This window comes from Bifidobacterium margollesii (assembly GCF_002860355.1).
GTDB classification, from domain to species: Bacteria; Actinomycetota; Actinomycetes; order Actinomycetales; family Bifidobacteriaceae; genus Galliscardovia; species Galliscardovia margollesii.
In genome coordinates this window covers 119045-145656 of the sequence record NZ_NMWU01000005.1, presented here as the reverse complement: position 1 = coordinate 145656, position 26612 = coordinate 119045, and the positions used below count along the sequence as shown (strand labels likewise).

At 63.2% G+C, this 26612-nt stretch carries 13 protein-coding genes; 6 read left to right on the top strand and 7 right to left on the bottom strand.

The window, feature by feature from the left end; all coding sequences use genetic code 11:
- Positions 1-26: 26 nt before the first annotated feature.
- From Uis1B_RS12195 to Uis1B_RS01960, 5 genes are all read right to left on the bottom strand, one after another.
- Positions 27-1520 (bottom strand): alcohol dehydrogenase catalytic domain-containing protein, encoded by a 1494-nt coding sequence (locus Uis1B_RS12195; RefSeq protein WP_207763357.1) that lies wholly within the window; start codon positions 1518-1520, stop codon positions 27-29.
- Positions 1521-1543: 23 nt separating this feature from the next.
- Positions 1544-2566, bottom strand: coding sequence for an aldo/keto reductase (locus tag Uis1B_RS01975; protein WP_101615042.1), 1023 nt, complete (start codon positions 2564-2566; stop codon positions 1544-1546).
- Positions 2567-3035: 469 nt separating this feature from the next.
- Complete coding sequence (locus tag Uis1B_RS01970; RefSeq protein WP_423734848.1) at positions 3036-4865, bottom strand: ABC transporter ATP-binding protein; 1830 nt, start codon at positions 4863-4865, stop codon at positions 3036-3038.
- 500 nt (positions 4866-5365) lie between these two features.
- A complete protein-coding gene (locus Uis1B_RS01965) occupies positions 5366-7114 on the bottom strand; it encodes an ABC transporter ATP-binding protein (RefSeq protein ID WP_423734847.1) in 1749 nt (582 codons plus the stop codon).
- A 750-nt stretch (positions 7115-7864) separates the two neighbouring features.
- Entirely contained in the window at positions 7865-8329 is a 465-nt protein-coding gene (locus tag Uis1B_RS01960) for a MarR family winged helix-turn-helix transcriptional regulator (protein WP_101615036.1), read from the bottom strand.
- A 244-nt stretch (positions 8330-8573) separates the two neighbouring features.
- On the opposite strand from Uis1B_RS01960, the gene Uis1B_RS01955 reads away from it, so the two are divergent.
- The 4 genes from Uis1B_RS01955 to Uis1B_RS01940 all read left to right on the top strand — a co-directional run bounded on the left by Uis1B_RS01955 (position 8574) and on the right by Uis1B_RS01940 (position 17529).
- On the top strand, positions 8574-10046 hold the full coding sequence (locus Uis1B_RS01955) for an amino acid permease (RefSeq protein WP_101615034.1): 1473 nt from the start codon (positions 8574-8576) through the stop codon (positions 10044-10046).
- A gap of 806 nt (positions 10047-10852) precedes the next feature.
- Positions 10853-14482 carry a Spy0128 family protein gene (locus tag Uis1B_RS01950; protein ID WP_101615032.1) on the top strand — a complete coding sequence of 1210 codons (3630 nt, stop codon included), beginning with the start codon at positions 10853-10855 and terminating at the stop codon, positions 14480-14482.
- Positions 14483-14686: 204 nt separating this feature from the next.
- The gene (locus Uis1B_RS01945; protein WP_101615030.1) at positions 14687-16312 is read left to right on the top strand and encodes a SpaH/EbpB family LPXTG-anchored major pilin; all 1626 of its coding nucleotides are present in this window, start codon (positions 14687-14689) and stop codon (positions 16310-16312) included.
- Between the two features lie 215 nt (positions 16313-16527).
- Complete coding sequence (locus Uis1B_RS01940; RefSeq protein WP_243390207.1) at positions 16528-17529, top strand: class C sortase; 1002 nt, start codon at positions 16528-16530, stop codon at positions 17527-17529.
- Between the two features lie 285 nt (positions 17530-17814).
- On the opposite strand, the gene Uis1B_RS01935 is transcribed toward Uis1B_RS01940, so the two are convergent.
- Positions 17815-19599, bottom strand: a complete 1785-nt coding sequence (locus Uis1B_RS01935) for a zinc ribbon domain-containing protein (protein ID WP_101615027.1) — start codon at positions 19597-19599, stop codon at positions 17815-17817.
- A gap of 455 nt (positions 19600-20054) precedes the next feature.
- Here Uis1B_RS01935 and Uis1B_RS01930 point away from each other — a divergent pair, with 455 nt between their 5' ends.
- Entirely contained in the window at positions 20055-21206 is a 1152-nt protein-coding gene (locus tag Uis1B_RS01930) for an alpha/beta fold hydrolase (RefSeq protein ID WP_101615026.1), read from the top strand.
- A gap of 817 nt (positions 21207-22023) precedes the next feature.
- Entirely contained in the window at positions 22024-24144 is a 2121-nt protein-coding gene (locus Uis1B_RS01925; protein WP_165782678.1) for an InlB B-repeat-containing protein, read from the top strand.
- A 1374-nt stretch (positions 24145-25518) separates the two neighbouring features.
- Here Uis1B_RS01925 and Uis1B_RS01920 read toward each other — a convergent pair.
- Positions 25519-26574 carry an FAD:protein FMN transferase gene (locus tag Uis1B_RS01920; RefSeq protein WP_243390206.1) on the bottom strand — a complete coding sequence of 352 codons (1056 nt, stop codon included), beginning with the start codon at positions 26572-26574 and terminating at the stop codon, positions 25519-25521.
- Between the last annotated feature and the right edge of the window lie 38 nt (positions 26575-26612).

The following is a 26612-nucleotide window of genomic DNA, read 5'->3' as shown; positions in this document are numbered from 1 at the left end:
GTCCGATCAGCCTTGGCCGACTCGGCCTATCGGTTGACCAGTACGGCGGCGCCGGCGAAACGGCCGGCCTTGAGATCCTGCAGCGCCCGCTGAGCCTGATCCAGCGGATAGGGGTGGGCGTCGATGGCGATGAAATGCGCGGCAGCGAACGCCAGAAACTCCCGGCCGTCGTCGCGCGTATTCGACTCCACGGAACGGATCTCCTTCTCGTGGAACACATGACGCTCATAGTTCAACGGGGGGATGTCGCTCATATGGATGCCTGCCAGCGACAGCACACCGCCAGGGCGCAACGCCTCCAACGCCGGGAGCACGATATCGCCAACCGGAGCGAAGATGATCGCCGCATCCAACGGCTCAGGGGGCATGTCGTACGCGCCCGCCGCCGACGCGCAGCCAAGCTCCAGAGCCAGATCGCGCGCCTCCTGGCCGCGGGTGAGCACATGCACGCGCATGCCCAGCGCCAACGCCACCTGCGCGGTGATATGCGCCGAACCGCCGAAACCATACAGGCCCAGTACCGGGGTATGGCCCAGACGGGCGGCGATATGCTGTGCGGCGGGGGAGGTGCTGATCTGCGTGGGGCTGGAGAAATCGCCGCTGAACGAATCGCCGCCGAACGAATCGCCGCCACTGGTCAGGCGGTTACCTGCCAGACGGTTGGCCGAGCCTCCATGACGACCATGCACGCTCGCCGGGGAGGTGGCGGAACCACGGCGCAGCTGCGGCACATCAATCGATTTCGGCAGCGACGGCACACTAAGCGTGGTGGACCGAGCCGTGATCTCATGCGCGCTCACACCGTCAAGCAGACCGGTGCGACGAAGGGCACGATACCCGATGATGCCCGCACACAGCAGCGGAGCCACCGTTTCCACCGTGTATCGCGGGCCGAACACCGTCGCATTCGAATGACGGCGCGACGAACGGGAGCCCGACGGCGGCAGCAGACCTTCCACGGAGTACAGATAGTCGACGGGTGCCACCGTGTACTGCGCGTATCCGCCGTTGGCGTCCCAGCCGGTGTACTGCGAATTCGGGCAGAGGTTCTCCTTGCCGGCCCGGCAGAATTCGCAGTGGCCGCAGGTGTGTCGCAGCCACGCCACACCAACGCGCTCGCCGATGCGGAACTGGTTTTTCGTGTCGGGGTCTCCGAAGGCGTTGTAGGAGTTGCCGGAGGAGTGATGTCCCGAGCCGGGCAGACGAAGATTCCGGGCATCGACGGCATCGTCTGGGATCGCGCGATGACCGTTGCGGCCATCGCGACCGTTTGCCGACGTGCCGCCCAGTGCGACGATTTCGCCTACGATCTCATGGCCCGGCGTCACATGACGCAGATGCGCCGGCAGATCGCCTTCCGAAACATGCAGATCGGTACGGCATACGCCACAGGCCAGTACATGGATCAACGCCTCACCCGGTCCGGGTTGCGGAATCGGGGCTTCCACCCATTCCAACGGTTCGTCCTCGATCGGCCCCGGCTGCCCCTGTACTCGCCATGCATGCATCGTGTCACTCATGGTTCCAACTGTATGCCTCAGTCCTAACAGTCTGTTCGCGGGTGCTGAACATAGGCTGGGCGGGAGGGGGTGAGATATCGCAGTTCGTCATCGCTGAGACTCAGCGCGGTCGCGGCGAACGAATCCTTGATCTCATGAGGATTGCGGGCGCTGGGGATGGTGAACAGTCGATCGTAGCGCGTCATCTCCCAGGCGAGCACCACCCGCTGATACGAGCAGTCGCGTTCGGCGGCCACATCACGGAATCGGTCGTACGCCCGCTGATCGACCGGATCGAGGAACCCGCCGAGCGGACTCCAGCAGACGAATGCCAGGCCGAGTTCGCGGCAGTGTGCCATCGTGCGATCCGGATCCGGGTAGGAGGGGGAGAACTGGTTCTGTACGGCGATCAGCGAATCGCCCAGTACCGACCGTGCGATGTTGATCTGTTCGTTGTTCACGCGGGAGACGCCGACGTATCGGGTCACGCCGTCGTCGATCAGCTGACGGAACGCCTCCATTTGCTCCTCGTAGGGCACCTGGGGGTCCGGGCCGTGCGAGTAGATCAGGTCGAGGGTGTCCACGCCGAGACGTCGGGCCGATTCGCGGGCCTGCCGGGCGATGGTTTCCGGCCGGCCGTCGGGCACCCAGCCGTACCGGCTGCCCTCGGCCCGGAAGATCGGTCGGGAATCGGTAGCGGCGTTGGTGGCGTTGGTGGCGTCGGTGGTTTCGGTGGCGTTTCGGGGGAGTCGTGCCGTTCCGGAAATATCGCAGGACCGCCAGAATCCGGTTTTGGTGGCGATCAGGATCTCGTCCCGCGGGCCGTCCCAGCTATGCAGCGCCTGGGACACCAGCCACTCGCCATAGCCGAAGTCGTCGGACGTGCCGAACGGGGGGCGGGTCGGCAGATAATACGACCATGCGGTATCGAGATATCGCACGCCGGCGTCCAGACCGGCGTGGATCGTGTCGATCGCCTCGGAAAGGCTCTCCGGACGCCCCTCGATGGCCAGTGCCATCGTCCCCATGCCCAGCCGTGGCATTTCGAATCCCGCCAGTCGTGCCATATCGATTCCTTTCCGCCGCGATGTGCCGGTGTATATCGGCCATATGTCATATTCAGCATAGGGTATGGCAGGAGATGCAACGGAGCGGTACGGCGGCGGGGTATGTGGTGGTGGACTATGTGGTGTGGACCGCCTGTAGGTGGAATGCGGGCCGACAGGAAAGCTCGCCGGCGTGAAGTCTGATGGTGCTTCGCCGGGTTCACCTCATCAGTCAGCTTTCGGCTGCCAGCTTCCCCTCAAGGGGAAGCCCAACATAGGGGAAGCCCATCATGCGATATGGCATCCCGGGGCTTCCCCCGGTGGGGGAAGCTGTCGGCGTAGCCGACTGATGAGGGGTTGTGAGCAAGGCATCGGTTGGAATGTGCCGGGTGCTTCGCCTGATTCACCTCATCAGTCTCGCTTCGCTCGACAGCTTCCCCTCAAGGGGAAGCCCAACATGCGATATGGGAGCCCCGGATTGCGGGGTTCGTTATGCGGCGAGGGTGGCGAACTGGCTGTTGTACAGGTCGGCGTAGAATCCGCCGGCCTGCAGCAGTTCGTCGTGCGTGCCGCGTTCGATGATGTCGCCGTCCTTCATCACCAGAATCATGTCGGCGTTCTTGATCGTGGACAGCCGGTGGGCGATGACGAAACTCGTGCGTCCCACGGTCAGCTGGTCCATCGCCTTCTGAATCAGCTCCTCGGTGCGGGTGTCGACCGACGAGGTGGCCTCATCGAGAATCAGGATCGGCGCGTCCTGGATCATCGCGCGGGCGATGGTGAGCAGCTGCTTCTGGCCGGCCGAAAGACTCGTGTTGTCGTTGAGCACGGTGTCGTAGCCGTCCGGCAGGGAGCGGATGAACCGGTCGAGTCCCACCGCACGGCACGCCTCGCGCACCTGCTCGTCGGTGACGCCCGGCTTGTCGTACACGATGTTCTCGCGGATCGTGCCCTCGAACGTCCACGTATCCTGCAGCACCATGGCGAACTGGTTGTGCACCTCGCTGCGCGGCACCGACTTCGTGGAAACGCCGTCGATGCGAATGTCTCCGCCGTCGAGATCGTAGAAGCGCATCAGCAGATTCACCATCGTGGTTTTGCCGGCGCCGGTCGGGCCGACGATCGCCACCTTCTGACCGGCCTTCACCGTGGCACTGAAATCGTGGATCACGGGCTTGCCCGGCTCGTAGCCGAACCGCACATGATCGAATTCCACGTCGCCGCGCAGCCCATTGCCGTCGCCCGCCGCATCGGTGATACTGCGCCCCTCCAGCGCGGTTTCGTCGCTCATCTCCGGCTCCTCAAGGAATCCGAACACGCGCTCCGAGGCCGCGGCGCAACGCTGCAGATTCTGGAACGCCTGCGCGAACTGGGAAAGCGGCTGGGTGTAGAGGCGGATGTACATCATGAACGCCACGATCACGCCGAATTCGATCGTTCCGTTCATGGCCAGAATCGCACCCACCACGCAGACGGCCACATAGCCGAGATTGCCGACGAACTGCATGATCGGCATCATCAGGCCGGACAGGAACTGCGATTTCCAGCCGGAGACGTACAGCCGCTCGTTGTACCGCTCGAACTGGGCGATCGAATCGGCTTCGCCGGAATACGCCTTGACGATCGTATGGCCGGCGTACATCTCCTCCACATGACCGTTGACCTCGCCGAGTGCGAGCTGCTGCAGCGTGAAGTACTTCTGCGAAGCCTTCATGATGATCAGCATGATCACCAAACCGATAATGCTCACGCCGATTGCGGTAACGGTCATTACCACATTGTTGTAGAACATCATGATCAGCGAGCCGACGAACAGGGTGGCCGAGGTGATCAGCGCACCGAGGGACTGGCCCAGCGTCTGGCCGATTGCGTCCACATCGTTGGTGATGCGGCTGAGCACGTCGCCGTAGCTGGTCTTGTCGAAGTATTTGAGCGGCAGACGGTTGATCTTCCTGGAGATTGCGTCGCGCAGACGCTGTGCGGTGCGCTGGGTGACGGACGCCATGATCCAGCTTTGCACGTAGGTGAGCAGTGCGTATCCGACGTACAGCAGCACCAGTGTGATGCAGATGCGCGTGACGGCGTCGAGGTCGATCGACCCGGCGACCGGACGGCCCTGCACCATGGCGGGCAGACCCTTCGTGATCTCGTTGGTGACGTCCTTGAGTTTGTCCGGTCCGATGATCTGGCAGACCGTGCCGATCGCGCCGAGGATCAGCGCGACGATCATCGCGGGCAGATACCGCTTGCAGAAGCGGACGAGTTTACCCATGACTTTACCGAAATCCTGTGGTTTTTCGGCCGCGCGATTGCGACCCATAGGTCCTGGCATGATTCAAAGTCCTTTCGTACGTGCCCCCGCTGGCGGGGGCTGGCTGCCGTAGGCAGTCTGGGGGTGGTCAGACTGGGGTCTGGCCGGGTTCTGACTGGGGGTGGTCAGACTGGTTCTGACTGTGGGTGGTTGGCTGGCGGGGGCTGGCTGCCGTAGGCAGTCTGGGGGTGGTCAGACTGGTTCTGACCGGGTTCTGACTGGGGGTGGTCAGACTGGTTCTGACCGGGTTCTGACCGGGGGTGGTCAGACTGGTTCTGACCGGGGGTGGTTGGCTGGCGGGAGTCCCCGAATGGTGCGTCGTTCGTCACCTCATCCGGCCGGTGAAACCGGCCACCTTCCCCTCAAGGGGAAGGCGATGGCCTTGGTTCTCTGCCTTCCTCTCAAAGGGAAGGTGGCAAAGCCCGACCCTGCCGTGGTGGGTTCTCTGCCTTCCCCCTTGGGGGAAGGTGGCCGACGCAGTCGGTCGGATGAGGGGGAGCGAAGTTTCTCTACGCGGCGAGTTCGGATTCGCTGAGCTGGCTTTCGGCTATCTGGCGGTAGACATCACAGGTCTCCAGCAGCTCGCGGTGGGTGCCGTGACCGACCACGCGGCCGTCGTCGAGCACGATGATCTGATCGGCGTTCATGATCGTGCCGATGCGCTGCGCCACGATCAGCTTCGTGGAATCCGCGCATTCGCGGGCCAGCGCATCCCTCACCTCGCGGTCGGTACGGAAATCGAGTGCCGAGAACGAGTCGTCGAACACCAGGATCTCCGGATGCCGCCATACCGCGCGGGCGATGGAAAGCCGCTGCTTCTGCCCGCCGGAAACATTCGAACCTCCCTGCGCGATGTCCGAGTCGATGCCGCGCGGCATCTTCTCCACGAACTCGGTGGCCTGCGCCACATCGCAGGCGGCCTTCACGCCGGCTTCGTCGGGTTTACTGATGTCGGCAGCATCAACGACACCGGAATCGGTAACGGCATTACCGGTTTTGAGGGTGCTTTCATTACCGGAATCGGTAACGGCGGTCTTGTCGCCGTACGCCACGTTGCTCGCCACCGTGCCCTTGAACATCACGGACCGCTGCGGCACGTAGCCGATTCGGTCGCGCAGGGAGGTGAGCGTATAGTCGCGCACGTCCACGCCATCCACCAGCACCTGGCCTTCGGTGGCGTCGTAGAACCGCGGCACCAGATTCACCAGCGTCGACTTGCCGGAACCGGTCGATCCGATGAACGCCACGGTCTGCCCGCGTTCGGCCTTGAAGCTCACATGTTCGAGCATCGGCTCGCGCGAATCCGGGTAGGTGAAGCTCACGTCGCGGAACTCCACCTCGCCGCGCAGCTCGTTGCCGGCTTCGTCGCGGTCTCCCTCGGCGCGCTCGCCGTCGGTCACGGTTGGCTTGGTGTCGAGCACTTCGAGAATGCGCTTGGCGGAAACGTCGGCTCGCGGCCACAGCACGAACACCATGCTCATCATCAGGAAGCTCATGATCACCTGCACCGAGTAGCTGGAGAACACCACCATGTTCGAGAACAGCGTGAGCTTGTCCATCAGCCCGGCCGCATTGATCAGATACGCGCCGATCCAGTACACGGCGAGCATCAGACCGTTCATCACCGTGTTCATCAGCGGCATCATCACGCTCATCGCACGGTTGGTGAACAGCTGCGTGCCGGTGAGTTCGTCGTTCGCATGGTCGAACTTGCGTTCCTGATACCGTTCGGCGTTGTAGGCGCGCACCACACGCAGGCCGGTCAGGTTCTCGCGGGCCACGCGGTTGATGTTGTCGGTGAGGGCCTGCATGGCCTTGAACTTCGGCATGACCATCGCCATCAGCACCGCCACGGCCGCCAGCAGGATCACCACGGCCACGCCGGTCGCCACCGTCCATTCGAAGCCCTTGCCGGCGATCTTGAACACCGCCCACACGGCCATGATCGGCGACTGCAGGAGCAGCATCAGGCCCATCGTCATGAACATCTGAATCTGTGTGATGTCGTTGGTGGATCGGGTGATCAGGCTGGCGGTGGAGAATCGGTTCATCTCCGCCGGCCCGAAGGACTCCACGCGGGCGAATTCCAGGGAGCGTAGCCGCTGGCTGAACGAGGCGCCCACGCGGGCGGTGATCAGACCGGTGAGCGACATGCAGATCACGGCGCCGAGGGAGACGGCGAGCATCTTGCCGCCGGCCACCCAGACGTCGTGCATCTCGCTGCCGGGGGTTTCGACCAGACGGGTGATGTCGGCCATGTAGTCCGGCAGCTCCAGATTGAACCAGATCTGCGCGATGATGAGCAGCAGGCCGACGAACAGTTGCCCCCATTCGGCTTTGGTAATGTATTTAGCTATTCGAATCATGGATATTCCCCTTACGCGTATTGATTCGCACTGATATTGACTAATGGTTTTCTTGGTTAACGGTTATCTATTGACCAACGGGTATCGGTGATTGCTCGTAATGAATGGTCGTTCATAATTGTTTGATCGTTTGTTGTTTGTCTGGTTGTTGGTTGTTGTCTGTTGTCTGCAATTGTTTGCACCGCTCATCATGAATGGTGTTCAATATCGGTTATGCCTAAATATCGGTCGTATCGGTATTGGGCATGGTGATATTTGTGTACGGGAATCCGGGGTGCGTCCCTGTGCCCCCGCTGGCGGGGTCTGGCTCGCTCGGTGTCGGGCTCGTGCGGTTTCTCGAAGGACTTGCCCCCGCTGGCGGGGGCTGGCTGCCGCAGGCAGACTGGGGGTGGTCAGGCTAGTGTGGTCAGGCTAGTGTAGTCAGACTGGGGGTGGTCAGGCTAGTGTGGTCAGGCTAGTGTGGTCAGGCTAGTGTGGTCAGGCTAGTGTGGTCAGGTTAGTGTGGTCAGGCTAGTGTGGTCAGACTGGGGGTGGTCAGGCGAGTACGGCTGGTCGGGCGAGTGCGGCTGAGTGCGGCTGGGCGCGGGGCCACCCTCAGCCAGGCCGCGCCTGACAGCTCCCGCTGGCGGGAGCGGGGGTCGGCTACGGCGTCTTGCAGGGCGGTCCGACCGGCGGTGCGGGAAGACCTTCGTCCCTCATGTACATGCCGAACTCCTTGCATCGTTCGATGAACTGACGCGTATGCTCCTCTCCCATATGTTCGAAGACATGGATGAATCGGCTGCGGATCTCCTCGAACAGCCGACGTTCCTGTTCGCGTCCGTCGTCGGTGATCGTCACCAGCACATTGCGACGGTTGGATGGATCGGTTTCCCTCACCACCAGCCCCTTCTTTTCCAGACGATCCAGAATCGCGGAAACCCGGCCGGGACTCACACCCAAGGCGTCCGAGATCCGTCCCGGCGTCAGCGGTTCGCCGGACATGGCCAGCATGTGCAATGCCGGGTGCTCGCCGCGTGAACCGCGGTTCACCTTCTCGAAGGTCTTGCCGTGGCTGTTCATCGCCATGGCGAACATCTCATCGGTGGCGTCCTCCGCAAACGTCATGACGGCTCCTTTCCGGGAACGGTGGCGATACCCATCGGCCCCGCAAATAATTTCTACTACCAATAGTTCATACTGTCAAATATTGGCGATTGCGGAGGGCCGGCCACCGAACGATGGTGAATGCCGGCAATGGACCGGTCTTGCGGCTACGCTCGTATTCGGTTGGGCGGAACCGAAGCAAAGCCGGTCGAAACCCAAACAAACCAGAGAACGAAGAAGAGCAAGGACGAAGAAGGAAGTCAGCATGGCTGAAAACACCTCCGCGAAACCGCGCGAAACCGACGATGTGCCGGTACCCGCAACGCTGCGCAAGCAACTGAAGAACCGTCATATCCAGCTGATCGCACTGGGCGGGGCCATCGGCACCGGCCTGTTCTACGGTTCCAGCGAATCCATCGCGCTCGCCGGCCCGTCGATTCTGCTGGCCTACGTGGTGGGCGGTCTGGCGATCTTCATGATCGTGCGCGCGCTGAGCGAAATGTCGGTGGAGGACCCGAAGGCCGGCGCGTTCAGCTACTACGCCACCCGCTACTGGTCGAAGCGGGCCGGCTTCATCAGCGGCTGGAACTACTGGTTCAACTACATCCTCGTCTCGATGGTGGAGCTCGCCGTGGTGGGCAGCTTCGTCAACTACTGGTTCCCGAACATCCCCACCTGGGTTTCCGCCGCGGTGTTCCTCGTGGTGATCTGCGCCGGCAATCTGATGGGCGTGAGCAAGTTCGGCGAATTCGAATTCTGGTTCGCCATCATCAAGATCGTGGCCGTGATCGCCATGATCGTCGGCGGCCTTGCGGTGCTGATCCTGAATCTGCCCACCGCGTCCGGCGTGCGCGCGAGCTTCGCCAACTGGTTCACCGTGGGCGGCGGATTCCTCCCCAACGGGCTGATGAGCCAAGCCTCCGACGGCTCATGGACCGGTCTGCTCATGGCCCTGGTCGTGGTGATGTTCAGTTTCGGCGGCACCGAGCTCATCGGCATCACCGCCGGCGAAACCGAAGACCCGCGGCGTACGATCCCGCGCGCCACCAACGACATCATCTGGCGAATCCTCGTGTTCTACATCGGTGCGCTCGGCGTGATCATGGCCGTGGTGCCGTGGAACACCATCGACGGCAAAACCAGCCCGTTCGTGCAGATCTTCGACTCCGTGGGCATTCACGCGGCGGCCGGCATCCTGAACTTCGTGTGCCTCACCGCCGTGATGAGCGTGTACAACTCCGGCCTGTACGCCAACTCCCGCATGCTCTACTCGCTGGCCAAGCAGGGCAACGCCCCCGCCTACCTCGGCAGGCTCGACAGGCGCGGCGTGCCGGTGGCCGGCGTACTCACCTCCGCCGTGATCACCGCGATCGCCGTGGTGGTGGTGTTCGTATGGCCCGAGTTCGCGTTCAACTATCTGATGTCGATCGCCACCATCGCCGGCATCATCAACTGGACGATGATCATGATCACCGAAATGAAGTTCCGCCGCGTGGCCTTCGCCGGTGATTCCCCGTCCGACTCCGCGCTGGCCGGGCTTTCCGGGCGGCAGGCGATCGACGCGATCCACTTCAAACTGCCGTTCGCCAAGGTGACCCCGTGGGTGGTGCTGGCGTTCCTCGCGCTCGTGGTGGTGCTGATGTGCTTCTCGCCGAGCTACCGGGTGGCCGTGATCGCCGGCGTGATCTGGCTGATCGTGCTGTTCGTCGCCTCCCAGATCGCGCACGGGCGGAAGTAGCGAGTGACGGGCCGGGGTGCGTCACGCGGATAGGGCCGGGCGTCACGCGGGCTAGGGTGCGTCACGCGGGCTAGGTGGTCCAAGTGACGCGCCTGAAGAACTGTTGAAATTGCAACGATTCTGGGACTGCGTCACATGGTATGGGTGAACCGGGTGACGGTATCTGGTCCAAGTGACGCTATACCTCGCTGGTCGGCCTTAGGCCGTCCACTCGTGCGGGGAAGGTGGCGACCGCTGCGAGGTCGACGTCAGCTGAAACAACGGGTCCCCTGCCTTCCCCTTGAGGGGAAGGTGGCCGACGGAGTCGGTCGGATGAGGTGCCCCGAACACAACACCAACCAATACGGATTCAATGCAGGACCGTTTACACCACCTCATCAGTCAGCCTTCGGCTGCCAGCTTCCCCTCGAAGGGGAAGCCGAGTGGTCGGACGGTGGGAATTCGCTTGCCGGGAAGCCCCCCCACACACGGGGATTTATAGTTCTGTGAACGCTAACATACTGCGAATCTTCCGTATGTTCCGTGATATCGGACGCTTGGGTAGCGTTTCGGTGAACAGGCCCATCGGCGCGATGCCGGAGCTTTGTCCCAGTAGGGCGTCCACGATATCCGTCAGCCACCGCGAATCGGCAGCATCGGCACTTCAACCGATTGACTGTTCAGTAGCGCACACAGGTAGTTACGTCACCAGCGTCGAATGTTCACTGGCGTTCATCTCCGGTTGTTTCTGGGTGGGCGTTTGGATGGTTTCGGCTACCTACCGTGATCTTCCGTAAGGGTTGTGGGAGTTTGCGAGAGGACCGGTTATGCGCGTTGCCTTCAAAGCAGTTGAAAGAGGGGGAGGGAAGCTGCTTGCGGCCAGTGTGGCCGTAGGCGTCCTCACCACATTGGCGTTGGGAGCCGTGGGCCCCTCCGATCAGGCGAGTGCCGCCGACAGTGATGTCGTCTTCAGCGAGGTGTGCGCGGACAACGGGTGCGGCGCAAGCGGATACTCGACCGATTGGATCGAGATCTACAACAAAGGCTCGCAGACCGTTGACCTGAGCGGCTGGAAGGTCACGGATGACAAGGGCAATACCGCCGCCACGCTGAGCGGATACATCGCCCCCGGCAAATACCGCACATTCGACGCGGACGGTCTCGGCAACGGAGGCGACTCCGTGACGCTGAGCGGCAGCAACGATTCGTACACTTGGACGAAGAAGGCCGGCGACGGCGAGACCTGGCATCGCGACAAGGGCGCCGGCTCATGGAAGAACGGCGCGCCTTCGCCCACCGACAACGGCAACCAGCAGGGTGGCACCGAAGGCGGCGGCACCGAGATCCCGTCCACTGCAGCCAAGCTTCAGGAATGGCCCGGCCCGAAGGAGACCGAAGCCCTCGACGCCGTGGACGAGTACGGTCAGGGCGGCGGTTCCACCAAGGGCGACCACAAGGACGGCAACCTTTCCGGTCTTGCCTACGAGCCGAGCATGGACGGCAGCGCCGGCACCCTGTGGGCCATCGACAACGATCTGAACCCGACGATGGACAGCACCGAGTTCAAGGGGCCGGGCGCCATCAGCAAGTGGGTGCCGAAGAGCGATTACAGTGCGGCCAACCCCGGCTGGCAGCAGGATCCGAACGACGACTGGACGTTCAAAGTGGGCGGCGAGACCCACGGCGGCAAGCAGTTGCGATACCCGGGCATCGACAGCAACGGCAAGCTCAACGCCTCGGACGGCACGCATCAGTCCGGCCCGGATACCGAAGGCATCACGCTGGTGCGCAATGCCACCGACGGTCAGAAGTACGCCTTCGCCGCGGCCGAGCGAGACAACGGCGAGGAAAAGGTCGAGTACGGCAACGGCGAGAGCGAGAAGCCGAAGAACGTGCCCCGCTATTCGATTCTTGTCTACAACCTTGATTCGGCCGAAACCGCGAAGACGAATCTCAAGGATCAGGCCGGAGACAACAAGACCGGCGCGGCGACCGACGTGGCCAAGGATCTGACCGCCGTCCACGAATACCAGTTCAACGATCAGTTGAGCCAGAAGTACGGTGTGGACGTGCGGTTCGGCAAGAACACGCTTGGCGACGCCGAGAAGGACAGGAACGCGAACCTCGGCTTCGAAGGCATCACCTTCCTGCCCGATTCGTACCTCGTCGCCCACCAGTACCAGATCGACGGCAACACATACCAGCCGAGCGGCACCGCCCACTACGGCGGCCTCTTCCTCGCCGGCTTGGAGCAGACCGGCAACATGTACCTGATGGAGCTGGACGAGAACGGTACCGGCACCATCCTCCAGGAGATCAAGCTTCCGCAGTCCGCCCGTGAAGCCCTGCAGATCGCGGCCGACGGCAAGACCTACGGCAAGGCGATGACGGTGGCCGACCTCTTCTACGATTCCGCGCACGATCGCGTCGTGTTCTCCTGCGACAACACCTGCGGCGGCGCCGGACTCACCGCCGACGGCAAGGACTATCAGGCCGGCGGCATGAGCAAGGTGGCCTACATGACCATCCAGAACGGCGCGTTCACCGTCACCGACGTGTACAAGACCCCCGAAGGCAGGAACGGCACCTACAACATTCAGCCGATGAACGCCGAAGGCTTCGCCATGTCGTCGGACGCGGAGAAGATCAAGGGTTCCGACCTCAAGAAGCGTGCCCCCTATAGCACCGCCGACGATGTGGATCCGGGCAAATGGTATAAGCCCGTCTACTGGACGGACGACGGCGTCGGCTCCGAGCAGGGAGTCGTCGGCGCGAACGCGCAGGCCGGTCACTCCCTGTACCGCGGATACATTGAGGTGCAGGTGCCGAATCCGGATCAGCCGACCAGCATCGTCGACATCCCCGTCAAGAAAGAGTGGAAGGCGAAGAGCGCCGGTGGAAGCGCTGGCTTCCCCGGTAGCAGCAACGCAACCCCGGCCAAAGGAACCACCGTCGACGTGACGCTTACGCAGGATCCGAATGCCGGCAACGGCGGCAAGACCGTCGGCAAGATCACGCTCACCGACGGTTCGGCCACGGCCGACGACGCCAGCGACGACTGGGCAGGCCAGTTCTCCAACGTGGAGGTCGGCCACTCCTACAAGATCACCGAAACGGTGCGCCAGCCGAACGGCGACACCGTCAAGTGGACCACCACGATCGCCACCGCGGCGCGAACCGGTCAGACGCAGGACGACGACAACGACGGCAAGCCGGAGACCTTCGTCATCAACAGCGTCAACGGTGCGCCCGGCATGGTCACCATCACCAACACATCCGACCAGACGCCGGTCACGCCGGAGCCCACGCCCGCGCAGTATCAGGTGCCGTTCGTCAAAACCGTCAAAGGCCTCGACACCGACGACGACTTCGACTTCAGCCTGACCAAGGCCGCGGACGAAACCAAGGACATCCAGTTCGGCGACACCGCGGCCGCAACCAACGTGACCCAGACCATCACCGCCAAGTTCACGATGGACGCCGGCACCAAGTCTGCCTCGCACACCGGCAAGTTCCCGCAGATCACGTTCAAGGAAAGAGGCGTTTACCACCTGACCGCCGCGGAGACCTCGACCACTACGGCCAAGGGTTGGACGTACGACAATACGCCCAAGGACGTGTGCGTGGTCGTGACGGCCAACGCGGGCACCACCCATGGCGAGCTGGTGGTCAAAGGCTTCGCCGCTTATAACAAGACCACCGGCTGCGGCACCGAGGTGGATCAGACGCTCAGCGACTCCGGCCCGACGTTCACCAACGTCTATCAGGCGTCGATCCCGCCGGCCGGCGGGCAGGAAGCCAACCTCGCGGTCACCAAGATCATCCCGCAGTTCCAGGCTCCGGCGTGGAGCGGCGACTCGGTCGGCGCGAAGGCGATCGGCAACGGATTCGCCTTCACCGTCCAGCAGACCGGTGCCGACTTCACCACCGTGGCTGCGGACGCCGACGCCAAGCTGCCCGACGGCGCGCACTGCACGCCCATCGACGGCAAGGCCACCGCCTGCACGGTGACCGTGAACGCCGACTCCTCGCCGACCACCGACTACAAGGGCAAGACCGCGCCGCTCGGCACGATCAGCTTCGACAAGGCCGGCACCTGGTACTACACGGTGACCGAAAACGCGAGAGGCGACACCGGCACGTTCAACTACTCCAAGGCCGTGTACCACGTCACCATCACGGTGAGCGACGATGCGACGACGAACACGCTGAAGGCCGCGACGACCATCGACCGTGCGACCGGCGACACCGGCAACGCCGCGGCGAAGGATATCGTCGGCGAATCGATGATCTTCACCAACGAATACGTCAAGCCGATCGACAAGCTGCCGTTCACCGGCGCCGCGGGCACCAACATGCTCGCCGGGCTGATCACCGGCCTGCTGTTCTTCGCCGGCGGTCTGGCCGTTGGACGATCCAACCTGATGCGCCGGCCGGAAGACCAGCTCATCGGCTGACCGCACGCTTCCCGATCACCTAATCCAACCCCGCGCCGCCGTCGGCTCCGACCCGACTGCGACGCGGACCATCCAGACTTCCGGGGGCCTGAACCCGGAGCGGCATTCGAGTCCGGCATCCGTCGCCGGGCCGAACGCCGAGCAGTCGGAACCATCAGGCCCTCTTCGGAGGAAAGCAAACCACTCCCACTAAGGAGAGAAATCATGAAGGGAACCTTCACCAAGACCATCGCCGCCGGTGTGGCCGCCATCGCCACGCTCGCCGGTCTGGCATTCGGCGCCGGTGCCGCCACCGCCGCCCCGGCCGAGCCCGCGGAGGGCAGCATCCAGCTGACCGGCTCCGAAGCCCAGCTCAACGGCCGTCAGTTCGACGTCTACAAGATCGCCGGCTACAACACCGACGCCAACAAGGCGATCACCGGCGTGACCACCGACGCCACCAACAAGGCCGCCGTGGACGCCGCCGTCAAGGCCACCGTCACCGACAAGGGCTTCTTCGACGGCATCGGCGACGCCGACGTGCTCGACTACGCGATCAACCAGGGCAAGCTCGAAGCCAACTCCGCCGCCGCCCGTACCCTGGCCGACAAGCTCGAAGCCGCCACCGCGGCCGACGCCAAGCCGGCGCTGACCAAGGTCAGCAAGGACGAGCCGACGTTCACCATCGACGCCGAAGCCGCCAAGGCCGGCGCCTACACCTACACGCCCGCCGACCCCGGCCTGTACCTGCTCAAGGACGTGACCGCCACCGCCGGTGTGCACGCCAGCACTTCGCTTGCTATCCTGATCGGCACCAAGACCGCCAACGACCAGTTCGGCGCCGGCACCATCGCCATCAAGAACGCCGCCGCCAACAAGCCGAACAAGACCATCACCAACGGCGCCACCAACGGTTCGGTCGCCAAGGGTGACACGCTGACCTACCAGATCACCTACACCGCCACCAAGGACGCTCCGACCAGCTTCGTCTTCGCCGATACCCCGAGCACCGGCCTGACCATCCCGGCCGACACCACCCTCACGGTGACCGACCAGACCGACAACAAGGTCGTCTTCACCGCTGGCGACGACTACACCGTCAAGACCGTCGTCAATGGTAAGGACGCTGAGCTGCCGCTCACCGGCAACGGCACCGACCAGCTGACCGTCACCTTCACCGAAGCCGGTCTCAAGAAGATCAAGGCCAACGACGTGATCGCCCTGTCCTACACCGCCAAGGTGAACGACGCCGCCACCACCGACCCGATCACCAACACCGTCACCGTCACCGACAACGGCGTCGTCTCCGAAGGCGACACCGTCCGCGTTCAGGAAGGCTCCTTCACCTTCAAGAAGGTCGGCGTCGCGCAAGCCGACGTCGATGGCCTCGCCGGCGCAACCTTCGGTCTGTACGCCTCCGCTGTCGATGCCAACGCCAACAACGGCAAGGGCCAGAACGCCATCGCCACCGCCACGTCGGGCAACGACGGCACCGTGAAGTTCGACGGCCTCAAGGCCGGCACCTACTACGTCAAGGAAACCGCCACCCCCAACGGCTACCTCGCCGCCTACCAGCCCGGTTTCAAGGTGACTCTCGCCGCCGCTCAGACCGACAAGAACGGCAACGTGACCTTCACCGCCACCTTCGCCAAGGACAATGCCCTCGCCGACTACGGTCTGGCCAAGGACGTCAACGGCACTTGGACCGTCACCAACATCCAGCGCAAGGATCAGCTGCCGAACACCGGTGCCGCCGGCATCGCTCTGCTCGTCGTCGTCGGCGCGCTGCTGATCGGCGGTGGCTCGCTCATCGTGCTCAAGTCCCGCAAGGGTCTTGCCCGCATCGCCTGAGTCCGATCGACAACGGGTGCCACCGAATGAGCGCGCTGATCACACATTTCGGTGAATCCCCGACATCACGGTGAATCCCGGCGACCGATCACGATATCGCTTGATCGGTCACCGGGATTCCGCCGTATCCATTCATACGTTCATTCATTCTTCGCCGTGCATTCCGCACGGCCACCAATCCGTGACCAGCCACCAATTCCAGAGGAGCCCCACCCATGACGACGGCCGCCGCCGAGCCGGAACCCATGCCATCATTCACCGACCTCATCCTCGGCCTGGATCAGGAAACCATGCGTCTCACCGCCAGATACCGTCAGGCGCGTCGCCGCTCGATCCTGTTGCTGGCATTCGGACTGGCCGTAATCATCGCCGGCCTGTGCTCGATCGGCTATCCGGTGATCCTGCGCATCCAAAGCGGTCTTCACGACAACGCCGTCGTGACCCAGACCGAAAACACCGTCAACGGCTGGCCCTACCCGCAGGCCGAAAACGCCATCAAGGCCGCGCAGCTCTACAATCGCAAACTCGCCGCCAGCGGCAACCGCACGCTCGGCGAGGCGACCGATCCGTTCTCCAGCGCGCCCGGCGTCAGCTCGACCAATACGACCGGCGGCGAATCCGCGTCGGAGAAGGACGACGAATACATGAGTCTGCTCAACGTGGGCGACGGCGTGATGGGCTCGGTGCTGATCCCGAAGATCAGCGTCAACCTGCCCATCTATCACGGTACGACCGACGCGGCGCTGGCCGCCGGTTCCGGGCACCTGTACGGCACCAGTCTGCCGGTCGGTGGGCCGTCCACGCACTCCGTGCTGACGGGGCATCGCGGCCTCGTGCAGGCGATGATGTTCACCCGCCTCGATGAGATGAAGCTCGGCGACACGTTCTACATCAAGGTCATGGGCGAGCAGATCGGATACAAGGTCGACCGGATCACCGTGATCGAGCCCAATGATCTCAGCCAGTTCCGAATCAAGCCGGGGGAGGACCGTGTCACGCTGATGACCTGCACGCCCTACGGCATCAACACCCACCGGCTGCTCGTCTCCGGCGTGCGCGCGGCGATTCCCCGTCAGATTCCCGAGCCGGAGCAGTCCGGGAAGGATCCGCGGATGATATTGCTGTGGAGCGTGGGCGGGGCGCTGCTCGCCGGGGGCATCGGCGTCGGAGTCGCCCGCCGGATCAACCGCGTGGTGAGAATGCGCCACCGCAGCTGACCAGCCGTGCGGCCGTGTGGGCCGCACGAAGGTGTTGTGGCTGTGCGGACGATGTGGCTGTGCGGCGGTGTGGCTGTGCGGCGGTGTGGCTGTGCGGCGATGTGGCTGTGCGGCGATGTGGCTGTGCGGCGGTGTTGTGGGCTTCCCCCGGTGGGGGAAGCTGGCAGCCGGAGGCTGACTGATGAGGGGTCGGGCGAAGCGAGCGGATCCGTGTTTCCTTCACTCCACTTCATCCGTCCGACTGCGTCGGCCACCTTCCCCTTCGAGGGGAAGGCTATGACATGTTCAGCCCAGATTCTTCAGAGTTGGGGGGATGGTTGCGGTGAGCGGGTCGCCGGTGCCGCGGATGCTCGTCGGATACTTGAGCTGCACGCCGACGATCCGGCCGTTCGACACGACCTCGCGCTCGTAGTAGATATAGCCGTTCTTCTCATAGCTCACATACAGCGACGGTCCGGCGACCAGTTCGTATGCCACCGGCACGCCGGCCGCGGCCTTGCGCACGCCCAGCTCGCTGCTCGTGGAAAGACCCTGAGCGTTCGACTTGCTCCATGTGGTCACTTCGATACCGGAGCCGACGTAGCGGCCCTGTGTGGCGGCATCCGTGACGGCGACCTGCCGGAAGTTGCCGGGCAGCGACACCCGAATGCCGTTCGCGGCATCCGTATAGGTGCGGAAGGTGGACGACGGCGGCACCGAAGGATCGTTGGTCTCGGTGGTGTTCGTCGTCGTGCCGGAATTCGTGCCGGATGACGGCGCGGACGACTGGGCCCCCGACGACTGGGCCCCCGACGAGTAGGGTTCCGCCGGTGCGGATTGCGGTTCCGCCGACGTCGTCTGCGAAGGGGTGGCGGATGGGGTCTGGGACGGCGTCTCCGTGGGGGATGGGCTGGTCTCCTCGGGACCAAGCGATTCGATGATGGTCACGGTGGACCCCTTGGCGAGCCGTTCGCCCGACTCCACGCCGAACAGGCCGACGTAGGCGCCTTTGTCGAGGTTGTTATGCTCCGTCCTGATCTTGACGGTGAACCCGGCGTCCTTGAGTTGCCGGACGGCATCGTCGGCCTGCTCGGCCTGAATCATCGGCACGGTGACGAGCTGATCGGCCGGATTGGAGTCATTGCCGTGGCCGCGGAACGCCATGAAGGCGCCGACGCCGAGCGCCACGACGATCAGCGCGGCGATTGCTGCGATCAGCGGCAGGCGGAACCGACCGTTGCGGCTCGCGGCGGCGGTGCCGTTGCCGCGAGCCGCCGCAGCGCCTCCGTCTGCCGCGGTGACTTTGTTCGCTCCGCGGGGTTCGATTTCAGCGACGTTCCAGATGGGTAGGCCGCTGGAGGACTCGCCGTTGCCGGAAGCCACGAGTCGGCCGCCGGGCGATGCGGTATTGGATACCGTATGATTCCCCCTGGTACCCTCGCCGGGGTCGAAGCCGGCGTTGGCGCCGGCATGGTCTTGGGCCTGGGACGTCTGTGACTGGGATTGGGGCGTGGCGCGGAATTTCTCGGTCACGTTGGCGTTGGGCAGAATCGGGTTGAATCCGGCCTTGCTCATGCTGGCCGGATCGAAGATCGCCGTGTTGACGATGTCGTTGAACATCGGGGATGACGGATTCGCGTCGTCGGTTTGCGCGGTCGGCTCGGTTTGCGCGGCAGACTCGGTTGGTGCGACCGATTCGGCTTGCGTATTTGTTCCGGTCTGCGTATTTGTTTCGGTCTGGGTGTCCGACTGCGATGCCGATCCGGCTGCCGGTACTGATCCTGTTGCCGGCTGCGATCCTGCGGTCGGTTGCGGGGCTGTTGATGCCGTCCCAGACTTCGCCGTCGTTTCGTTGATTATCTGCGTCTGACCGTCCGCATTGCCCGTATTACCGTCCGCATTCATGGATTTTATGGAATCCGCGGAATTCACCAGCTTGGAAAGTTCGGGGCTCTCATAGGAATCGCCGTAAAGACCGGTGTCACCGTAAAGGTTGAGCAGATCGATCGACTCGTCGGGACGTGCATGCCCGCAGTTCTGACAGAATCGATCCTCCGGCTCCAGCGGCTGACCACATTGCGGACAACGCATAACGTCTCCCTCTCTGCACGATGCTCTTTGCATGATGCTCTCCGCGGGGTTGCTGTACGAAGCGTTTCTGCACAAAGCGTTTCCGTACGATCCCTGCGCCGAGCCGTTCGACGGTCCGATCCTTGCACCGCCAATGGCTCACTGCCGTCAATCCTAAACGATGCCGATAACGATCGGAGTGTGCTGTTCCGCGATGTGCGTGTGCAGCATACGTCAGGATGCGTGTGCAGCATACGCTCAGGATGACGGCTGTATAACGGAACCGGACAAACCAATGCCGTTCGGGAACGGATAAACAATGCCGTGCGGTGTCGGTCGGGAACGGCCGGACGGCACTGGTCGAACGGGATCGGGACGGTAGGACGGGACCGGGGCGAACGAGACCGGTCCAGTAGAACGGTATCGGTCCTGCGCGGCCGGTGGATCGGATTGCGGAGGAGTGGAGGAGCGTAATCATGGCAGCTTGGCAGTCGATCGCAGATGATGATTCCGTTCGCGGGGGCGGCGAGGGGATTCGCGGGGATCGGACGGAGGCGGTGTTGCGCGGACCGTTCCGCCGCACGCCCGCTTTCGGCCCGTTCGATACTCCGGATTTTCTGCGGACGTTCGCGATTCCCACCGCCGTCGGTGATCTTACGGCGTTCGGTACGCGGAATCTGGAAACAGTCGAGCATGTGTCGCTGTTCATTCCCGGGTTCACCGGTTCCAAGGAGGATTTCATCCCGTTCTTTCCGGTGCTGTGGAATGAGCTGACGCGCGGCTCGGCCGGCGATGAGTCCAGTGATTCCGGTGACGCTGATCGGCCCGGTGGCACCGGTGCCGCTGCCGACGATGTCGCTGTTATTCATGGGACCGATGTAGCTGGATCTGGCACGGATGGATCTGGCACGGCTGTGTCTGGCGCCGGTGCGTCTGGGCTCGACACGTCGACATCACTACTGCCCTCCCGCGCGCTCGTCGCCTATTCTCAGCGCGGCCAGGGCGATTCCGTTGCCCCCCGCGAACCGGGTGCCTACGAATTGGAGGATTTCGTGGCGGATGGCTGCGAGGTGTTGGAGCGGCTCGGTGGTCGGGATCATCCGATCGATCTGGTGGGGCATAGTTTCGGCGGGGTGGTGGCTCGTCGCGTGGCCGTCCGCTGCCCGGAGATGGTTCGCTCGCTCACCGTGTTCGATTCCGGTGCGGTGCCGGTGGTGAGCACGCCGATCATCAAGGCCGGGCCGGCGATCATCCGCGCGATAGGGGCGAAGGCGCTGTTTCCCGTGTTTCGCTGGGGGATGCGCGATCTGCCGCAGAAGGATCGGCTGGCCGAACTGTTCCGCCAGTGCATGCACGCAACGTCGAAGTATCATCTCGCGTCGGTGGCGCGGTTCATGACCGATTTCGACGACGTGACACCGGATCTGAAGCGGTTGCGGGAGGCCGGCATGCCGATGGCCATGCTGTATGGCGAATATGACGACGTGTGGCCGCATGACGTGTATGAGCGGGAGGCCGAAGAGCTCGACATCACGCCGATGGTGATGCCCGACGCCGAACATATGGCGCAGGACGACCAACCCGAGGATTTCGCCCGCTGTCTGAATGGTTTCTGGCTGAACCCGTAAAGAAAACGGCAGAGCCGTTTTTGGCGTTCAGGCGAGTCCTCCGGAGTGGAGCCCTGATTGCATTGTTCCGTTCAGCCAACCTTATCGGTCTCGCTTCGCTCGACGGCTTTTCCTCGTAGGGGAAGCCTGATGATCCGGCAAGGAAAGAGCCGACAAGGAGCAGCGGCGACAGCTTCCCCTCGTAGGGGAAGCTTGGTGCGTTTCGTGTCGTCCGCCTGTGAGCGGGTTGTATGGGCTTCCCCTTGTAGGGGAAGCTGTCGGCGGAGCCGACTGATGAGGTGCCGGCGAATCGTTTCGATTGTCGAACGATGCCGTCACTGGGCATATTCACTATCACTGGGCATATCCGCCGTCACTGGGCATGCTCACCGTCACTGGGCATGCTCACCGTCACCGGGCACGGGTATACCCGGTCACGGTATTTTAAAAACGTTGAAAATACAGCGATTGTGGGGCTGCGTCACCGGGAGCGGGTATGCCCGGTGACACGACGTGTACCCGGTCACGCGGTTTGTGTACCCGGTCACGCGGTTTGCGACCTGTGTGGTTTGTGTTTTGCGTGTCTTGGTGTGGCTTGCGCCTTGTGCGGTCTGTATTTTGTGTGGTTCGTGTCTTGCCGCACTGCGCAACCCGCACTGCGCAATCCGTATTGCGTCCGACAGCGTCGCATGCACCCGTATCGTGTGCGTTCGTATCGTGTTCGCAACCGCGGCGGTCTAAACTGACGGTGGAAGTCAAAAGAGTCTCGGGACCACGATCATTGCGGAGGCGCGACCTGTTGCCGGGCGATCATACCGGACTCTGGATGGGAGCGATCATGAACAGACAAACACTGCGTCGTGTCGTCGCCGCGGCCGTATCGGCGGCCATGCTCGGCGGCGCTGCGATCACGATGAGCGGCACCGCGTGGGCGGATGAGACCGAAGGCTCCTCCGCCGCACCGACCCAGCCGGTGACCATTACCGCGTCGGACACCACCACCGATACCACTCCCGACACCACGACCGACCGTGAGGCGGCCACGCAGACTCAAGCTGAAGCGAAAAGCAACAGCGGCAATGCGGTTTCCGGTTCCGCTTCGGCCAGCACGGCCGGTGTCTCCAGTCTGGGTGTAACGCTCGGCAATGGCGTCACCGTCTACGTCACCGAGAATCTGAATCAGAAGAACGTCCGTGCCGCGGCGCTGAATCATGTGATCAAATGGCGTAAGGACGCGCTCAACGACAGTCGCATCAAACTCCAGTTCGGCATCAACGGCGTTCTTCACACTTGGACGGTGCGTGATTACCTGAAGCACACCGGCATGTCCGAGCAGGAATACCTTTCTCCGAAGTGGTCGAACGAACTGGAACGCATCGCCACCCAGCGTGCCGTGGAGGCCGCCGACTTCGAACTGGGCCACAACCGTCCGAACGGCACGAGCTGCTTCACCGCGGAATACAACGGGATGCAGTCATACGGGGAGATTCTCGCGTGGGGCGGCAGCGACATCGCCTACGCGATCGACAACCAGTGGGCTTCCGAAAAGGCCGATTACATTAACATGCTCAACGGCAAGCCGGCAGGCCAGACCGGCCATTACGTGCAGCTGATCCAGCCGAATATCCAGTGGTACGGATTCGGTCAGGGTACCAGCCCCGACTGGCGAACCACGTTCGCCGGCGAAACCTCCCCGGCGGGGTGGGAAAACTACACGCAGGCTGCAACCAACTGGCAGGGAGCGAAAACCGTTGAGGTCAACGTGTCCACGGTGCTGCTGAATCAGGGCGTGACGTCGAACCTCGGCACGATGGTCGAAGGGTCGTCCGTGCAGGCCGTGGCCAAGCTGAAGTACATGTCCGGCAGGTACGAGTTCCGTGGAACGTGGACGTCGTCGAACCCGGCCGTGGCGAGCGTGACGGCGGGCGGCAAGGTGACCGCGAAGGGCGCGGGCAAGGCGAGCATTCGGGTGACCGATCAGGGTAGGACGTTCAGCTTCCCGGTGAGCGTGAAGGCCGTGCCGAAGACCGTGACTCTGGCCTACTCCGGTAATGGCGCAACCTCCGGTTCGGTGAAGACGACGTCCGGTAAGAGCGGACAGAAGGTGACTGTGGCGGCGAACGGATTCGCGCGCAGCGGATACACGTTCACCGCATGGAACACCCGGGCCGATGGCAAGGGACTCACCTACAGGCCCGGTGCCTCGATCGTGCTGCCGCTGACCAACATGACGCTGTACGCGCAGTGGAAGAAGAACGCTGTTCCGGTGGTGTACCGTACGGTGGCGTTCGATTCGGCTGGCGGCTCCGCGGTGGCGTCGCAGAGGGTGGCCAACGGCGGCAAGGTCAGGCAGCCCGCCAACCCGACGCGTTCGGGCTACGCGTTCGCGGGCTGGTACTACGGCAACGCGAAGTGGGACTTCAACCGCGGCGTGACCGCGAACATCACGCTGACCGCGCATTGGACGAAGAGCCAGACGCCGACGAAGCCGACGCAGCCTACCGTGAAGCGGGTGCCGGTGTACCGCGTGTACAACCGCAACTCCGGTCTGCATCACTACACGATCAACAAGGCGGAGAACGACATGCTGGTGCGGCTTGGCTGGCGTGACGAGAACCGCGGCGGCTCCGCGTTCATTACGGTGTCGAGGGACACGCCGGGCGCGAAGCCGGTGTACCGCGAGTACAACCGTCGCAGCGGCAACCACAACTGGACGCTGAACAAGCGGGAGCATGACATGCTGGTGCGTCTGGGCTGGAGGGACGAGGGCATCGCCTGGTACACCAGTCCGACGGGCCGCGACGTGTACCGTCTGTATAACCCGAAGCCGTACCACAAGCCGGCGAACGGCCGTGGCAATGGTGGTGGCGAGCATGTGTACACGACGAGCTACGGCGAGTACCGTGCGGTGGTGAAGGCGGGCTGGCGCGGCGAGGGCGTCGCGTGGAAGAGCCTGTAGCGACGGTTCCAGGCCTTCCCCTCCGAGGGGAAGCCTGATTGCGCACTTCGTGTTGTACGCCTGTGAGCTGGTCTTCTTGGCTTCCCCCTGTGGGCTGAGCCCGTCAGGGGGTGCCGGAGGCGTTTCCAGGGCTCAGGCGAGCCGACAGGCGAGATTACGTGGCGCGGCCGTAAGGCCGTCCGCTCTTGCGGTTGAAGCTGTCGGAGTAGCCGACTGATGAGGGGGTTGGGCGGAGTTCATTGCTTCGCCCGTTCACCTCATCAGTCTCGCTTCGCTCGACAGCTTCCCCTCGAAGGGGAAGCCCGATGGTGCGCTCCATGTCGCTTGTCTGTGAACCAGTTTCCTTGGTTTTTTCCCCTGTGGGCTGAGCTCCTCCGGGCGGAGCCCTGATTGCGTGTTTTGCCCCGTTCGCCTCATCAGTCAGCCTTCGGCTGCCAGCTTCCCCTTGTAGGGGAAGCCCGATTGCGCGGCTGCGGTTCGTCACCGGGCATACCTACCGTCACAGGGCATGGGTATGCCCGGTGACGGTGGTTCAGGATCGTTGGAATTGCAGGGATCGTGGGATGGCGTCACCGGGTGTGGGTGTGCCCGGTGACGTTTCCTGTACCTGGTGACGCAACCTGTACTGTGGAACCGCCCGTAGGTGAAATGCGAGCGGCAGGAGAGTCCTCAGATACGGAGGCTGGCGGTCCCTCCCATCCACCTCATCCGACCGACTACGTCGGCCACCTTTCCCTCGAAGGGGAAGCCTGATGGGGCGCCCCGTGTCGTCCGCCTGTGAGCCGCTTTCTTGGGCTTCCCCTTGAGGGGAAGCTGTCGGCGGCAGCCGACTGATGAGGTGGTGTAATCGAAGCTCGGTCGTAATGCTGGGAAGCAATGCCCGAGGCGGCCAGCGAAGTTCCCATATCCGGAATCTCGTCCGTTGGATCTCGTCTGGTGGGATTGGGATCTCATTCGGTGGGATCTCCGCGGCTTCCGTTCCCGAAACCGTCGGATCTCGATGGACCAAGCCGCAAAATCCCGGATTCGCAGTCTAATCCATCGGAACCATGATCGACGAATGCTCAAAACCGCATGATCCCAATGTTTCTGAAATCGCAGGAACCGTCGTCTGATGGATTAGTCCGCATATCGCGTTTTTTGCACCCTGTTCCATCAGAATTATGGTCCGGACTGCGCTTCGCCGGAGTCACCTCATTCGACCGACTGCGTCGGCCACCTTCCCCTCGAGGGGAAGGTGAGGGGTGAATCCGACGTCGTCGGTCACCTTCCCCGCAAGAGTGGACGGCCTACGGCCGCGTTCTGTTCGCTCGCCTGAACCCTAGAAACGGCTCTGCCGTTTCCTTAACGGGTTCAGCCTAAGGGGAAGGCCGGCTACGCGGTGAAGAAATCGGCGGGGAAATTCGATGAAGCGGCGACGGTGCGGTCGGCCTGCATCAGGGCACATTGGAATCGCAGGGTCCCTGCTGCATTTGTGAACCGATCCGCCAAGATCGCAGGATCGGTGACGAACAATGCCGTAGCAAGCCCATCGGCCAATGCGGTGGGATGTTGTTCATCCGACGATCCCGTTGACTTCGTCGGCACATGCACCCATGTGGCCTTGACCTCGCTCGCGGGCCGTCCGTCGCGTGCGTCGAGCAGATGATGTACTTCGTTGACCGCTCCCTCGGCGAACCTCACGCGCCAATGCCTCCGGCTGGGCGCGGACGCGCAGAACGCTCCGGAACCGATTTCGGCAACCCCGACCGCTCGCGACGGATCGTCCGGATCCTCCAACGCCACGCGAATCGGGGAATCCGCCCGCACCCGCAGATCCCCGCCGGCATCCACCACATATTCGGCATCCGGTAGTTCCCGCTCGATCATCCGGCCCAGCAGATCAACCATCATGCCCTTGCCGGCCGCCCCGAAATCCAGCCGTACCGGGCGGGTCGTGGAGATCGTGCCGTTCGTATGGGTAATTGAATCCCAGGTGGATCGATCCCCCTCCGCATGGTCTGCGTTCCGGTTCGCGGTGCTGACGGCGGTGCCGGCCGCCGGATGGTCATGATCCGGCTGGTATTCCGGCTCACGATCCATGCGGAAAACGAGCCGCGCGTCGTATCCGAGACGGGTCAGCTCCTCGCCGACCGTCGGGTCGATCGCCCCGCCGGACGCGGCGAACAGCTGGTCGTACAGGGTGAACAGCGATTCCGCCGTCTGCGGATCGGGGAAGACGAAGTCGCCTCCGTGCCGGGCGTGCGCGATGCGTCCGACGAGGGAATCATCACGGAAACGGGAGAAAGCGGCTTCGAAGGATTCGATCGCCGTCGCCATCGTTCCGTGCAATCCGTCGTCGATGGGTTGCGAGCTGGAGATGATCATCCCGGTGCCCAGGGCGTTCGGGAATGCGGTGATATGGGAGAATCGGTTCGGGGAGGTGGACATACCGATCATGGTAGCGGTAGCGGGGAAGTGGCTGGTCG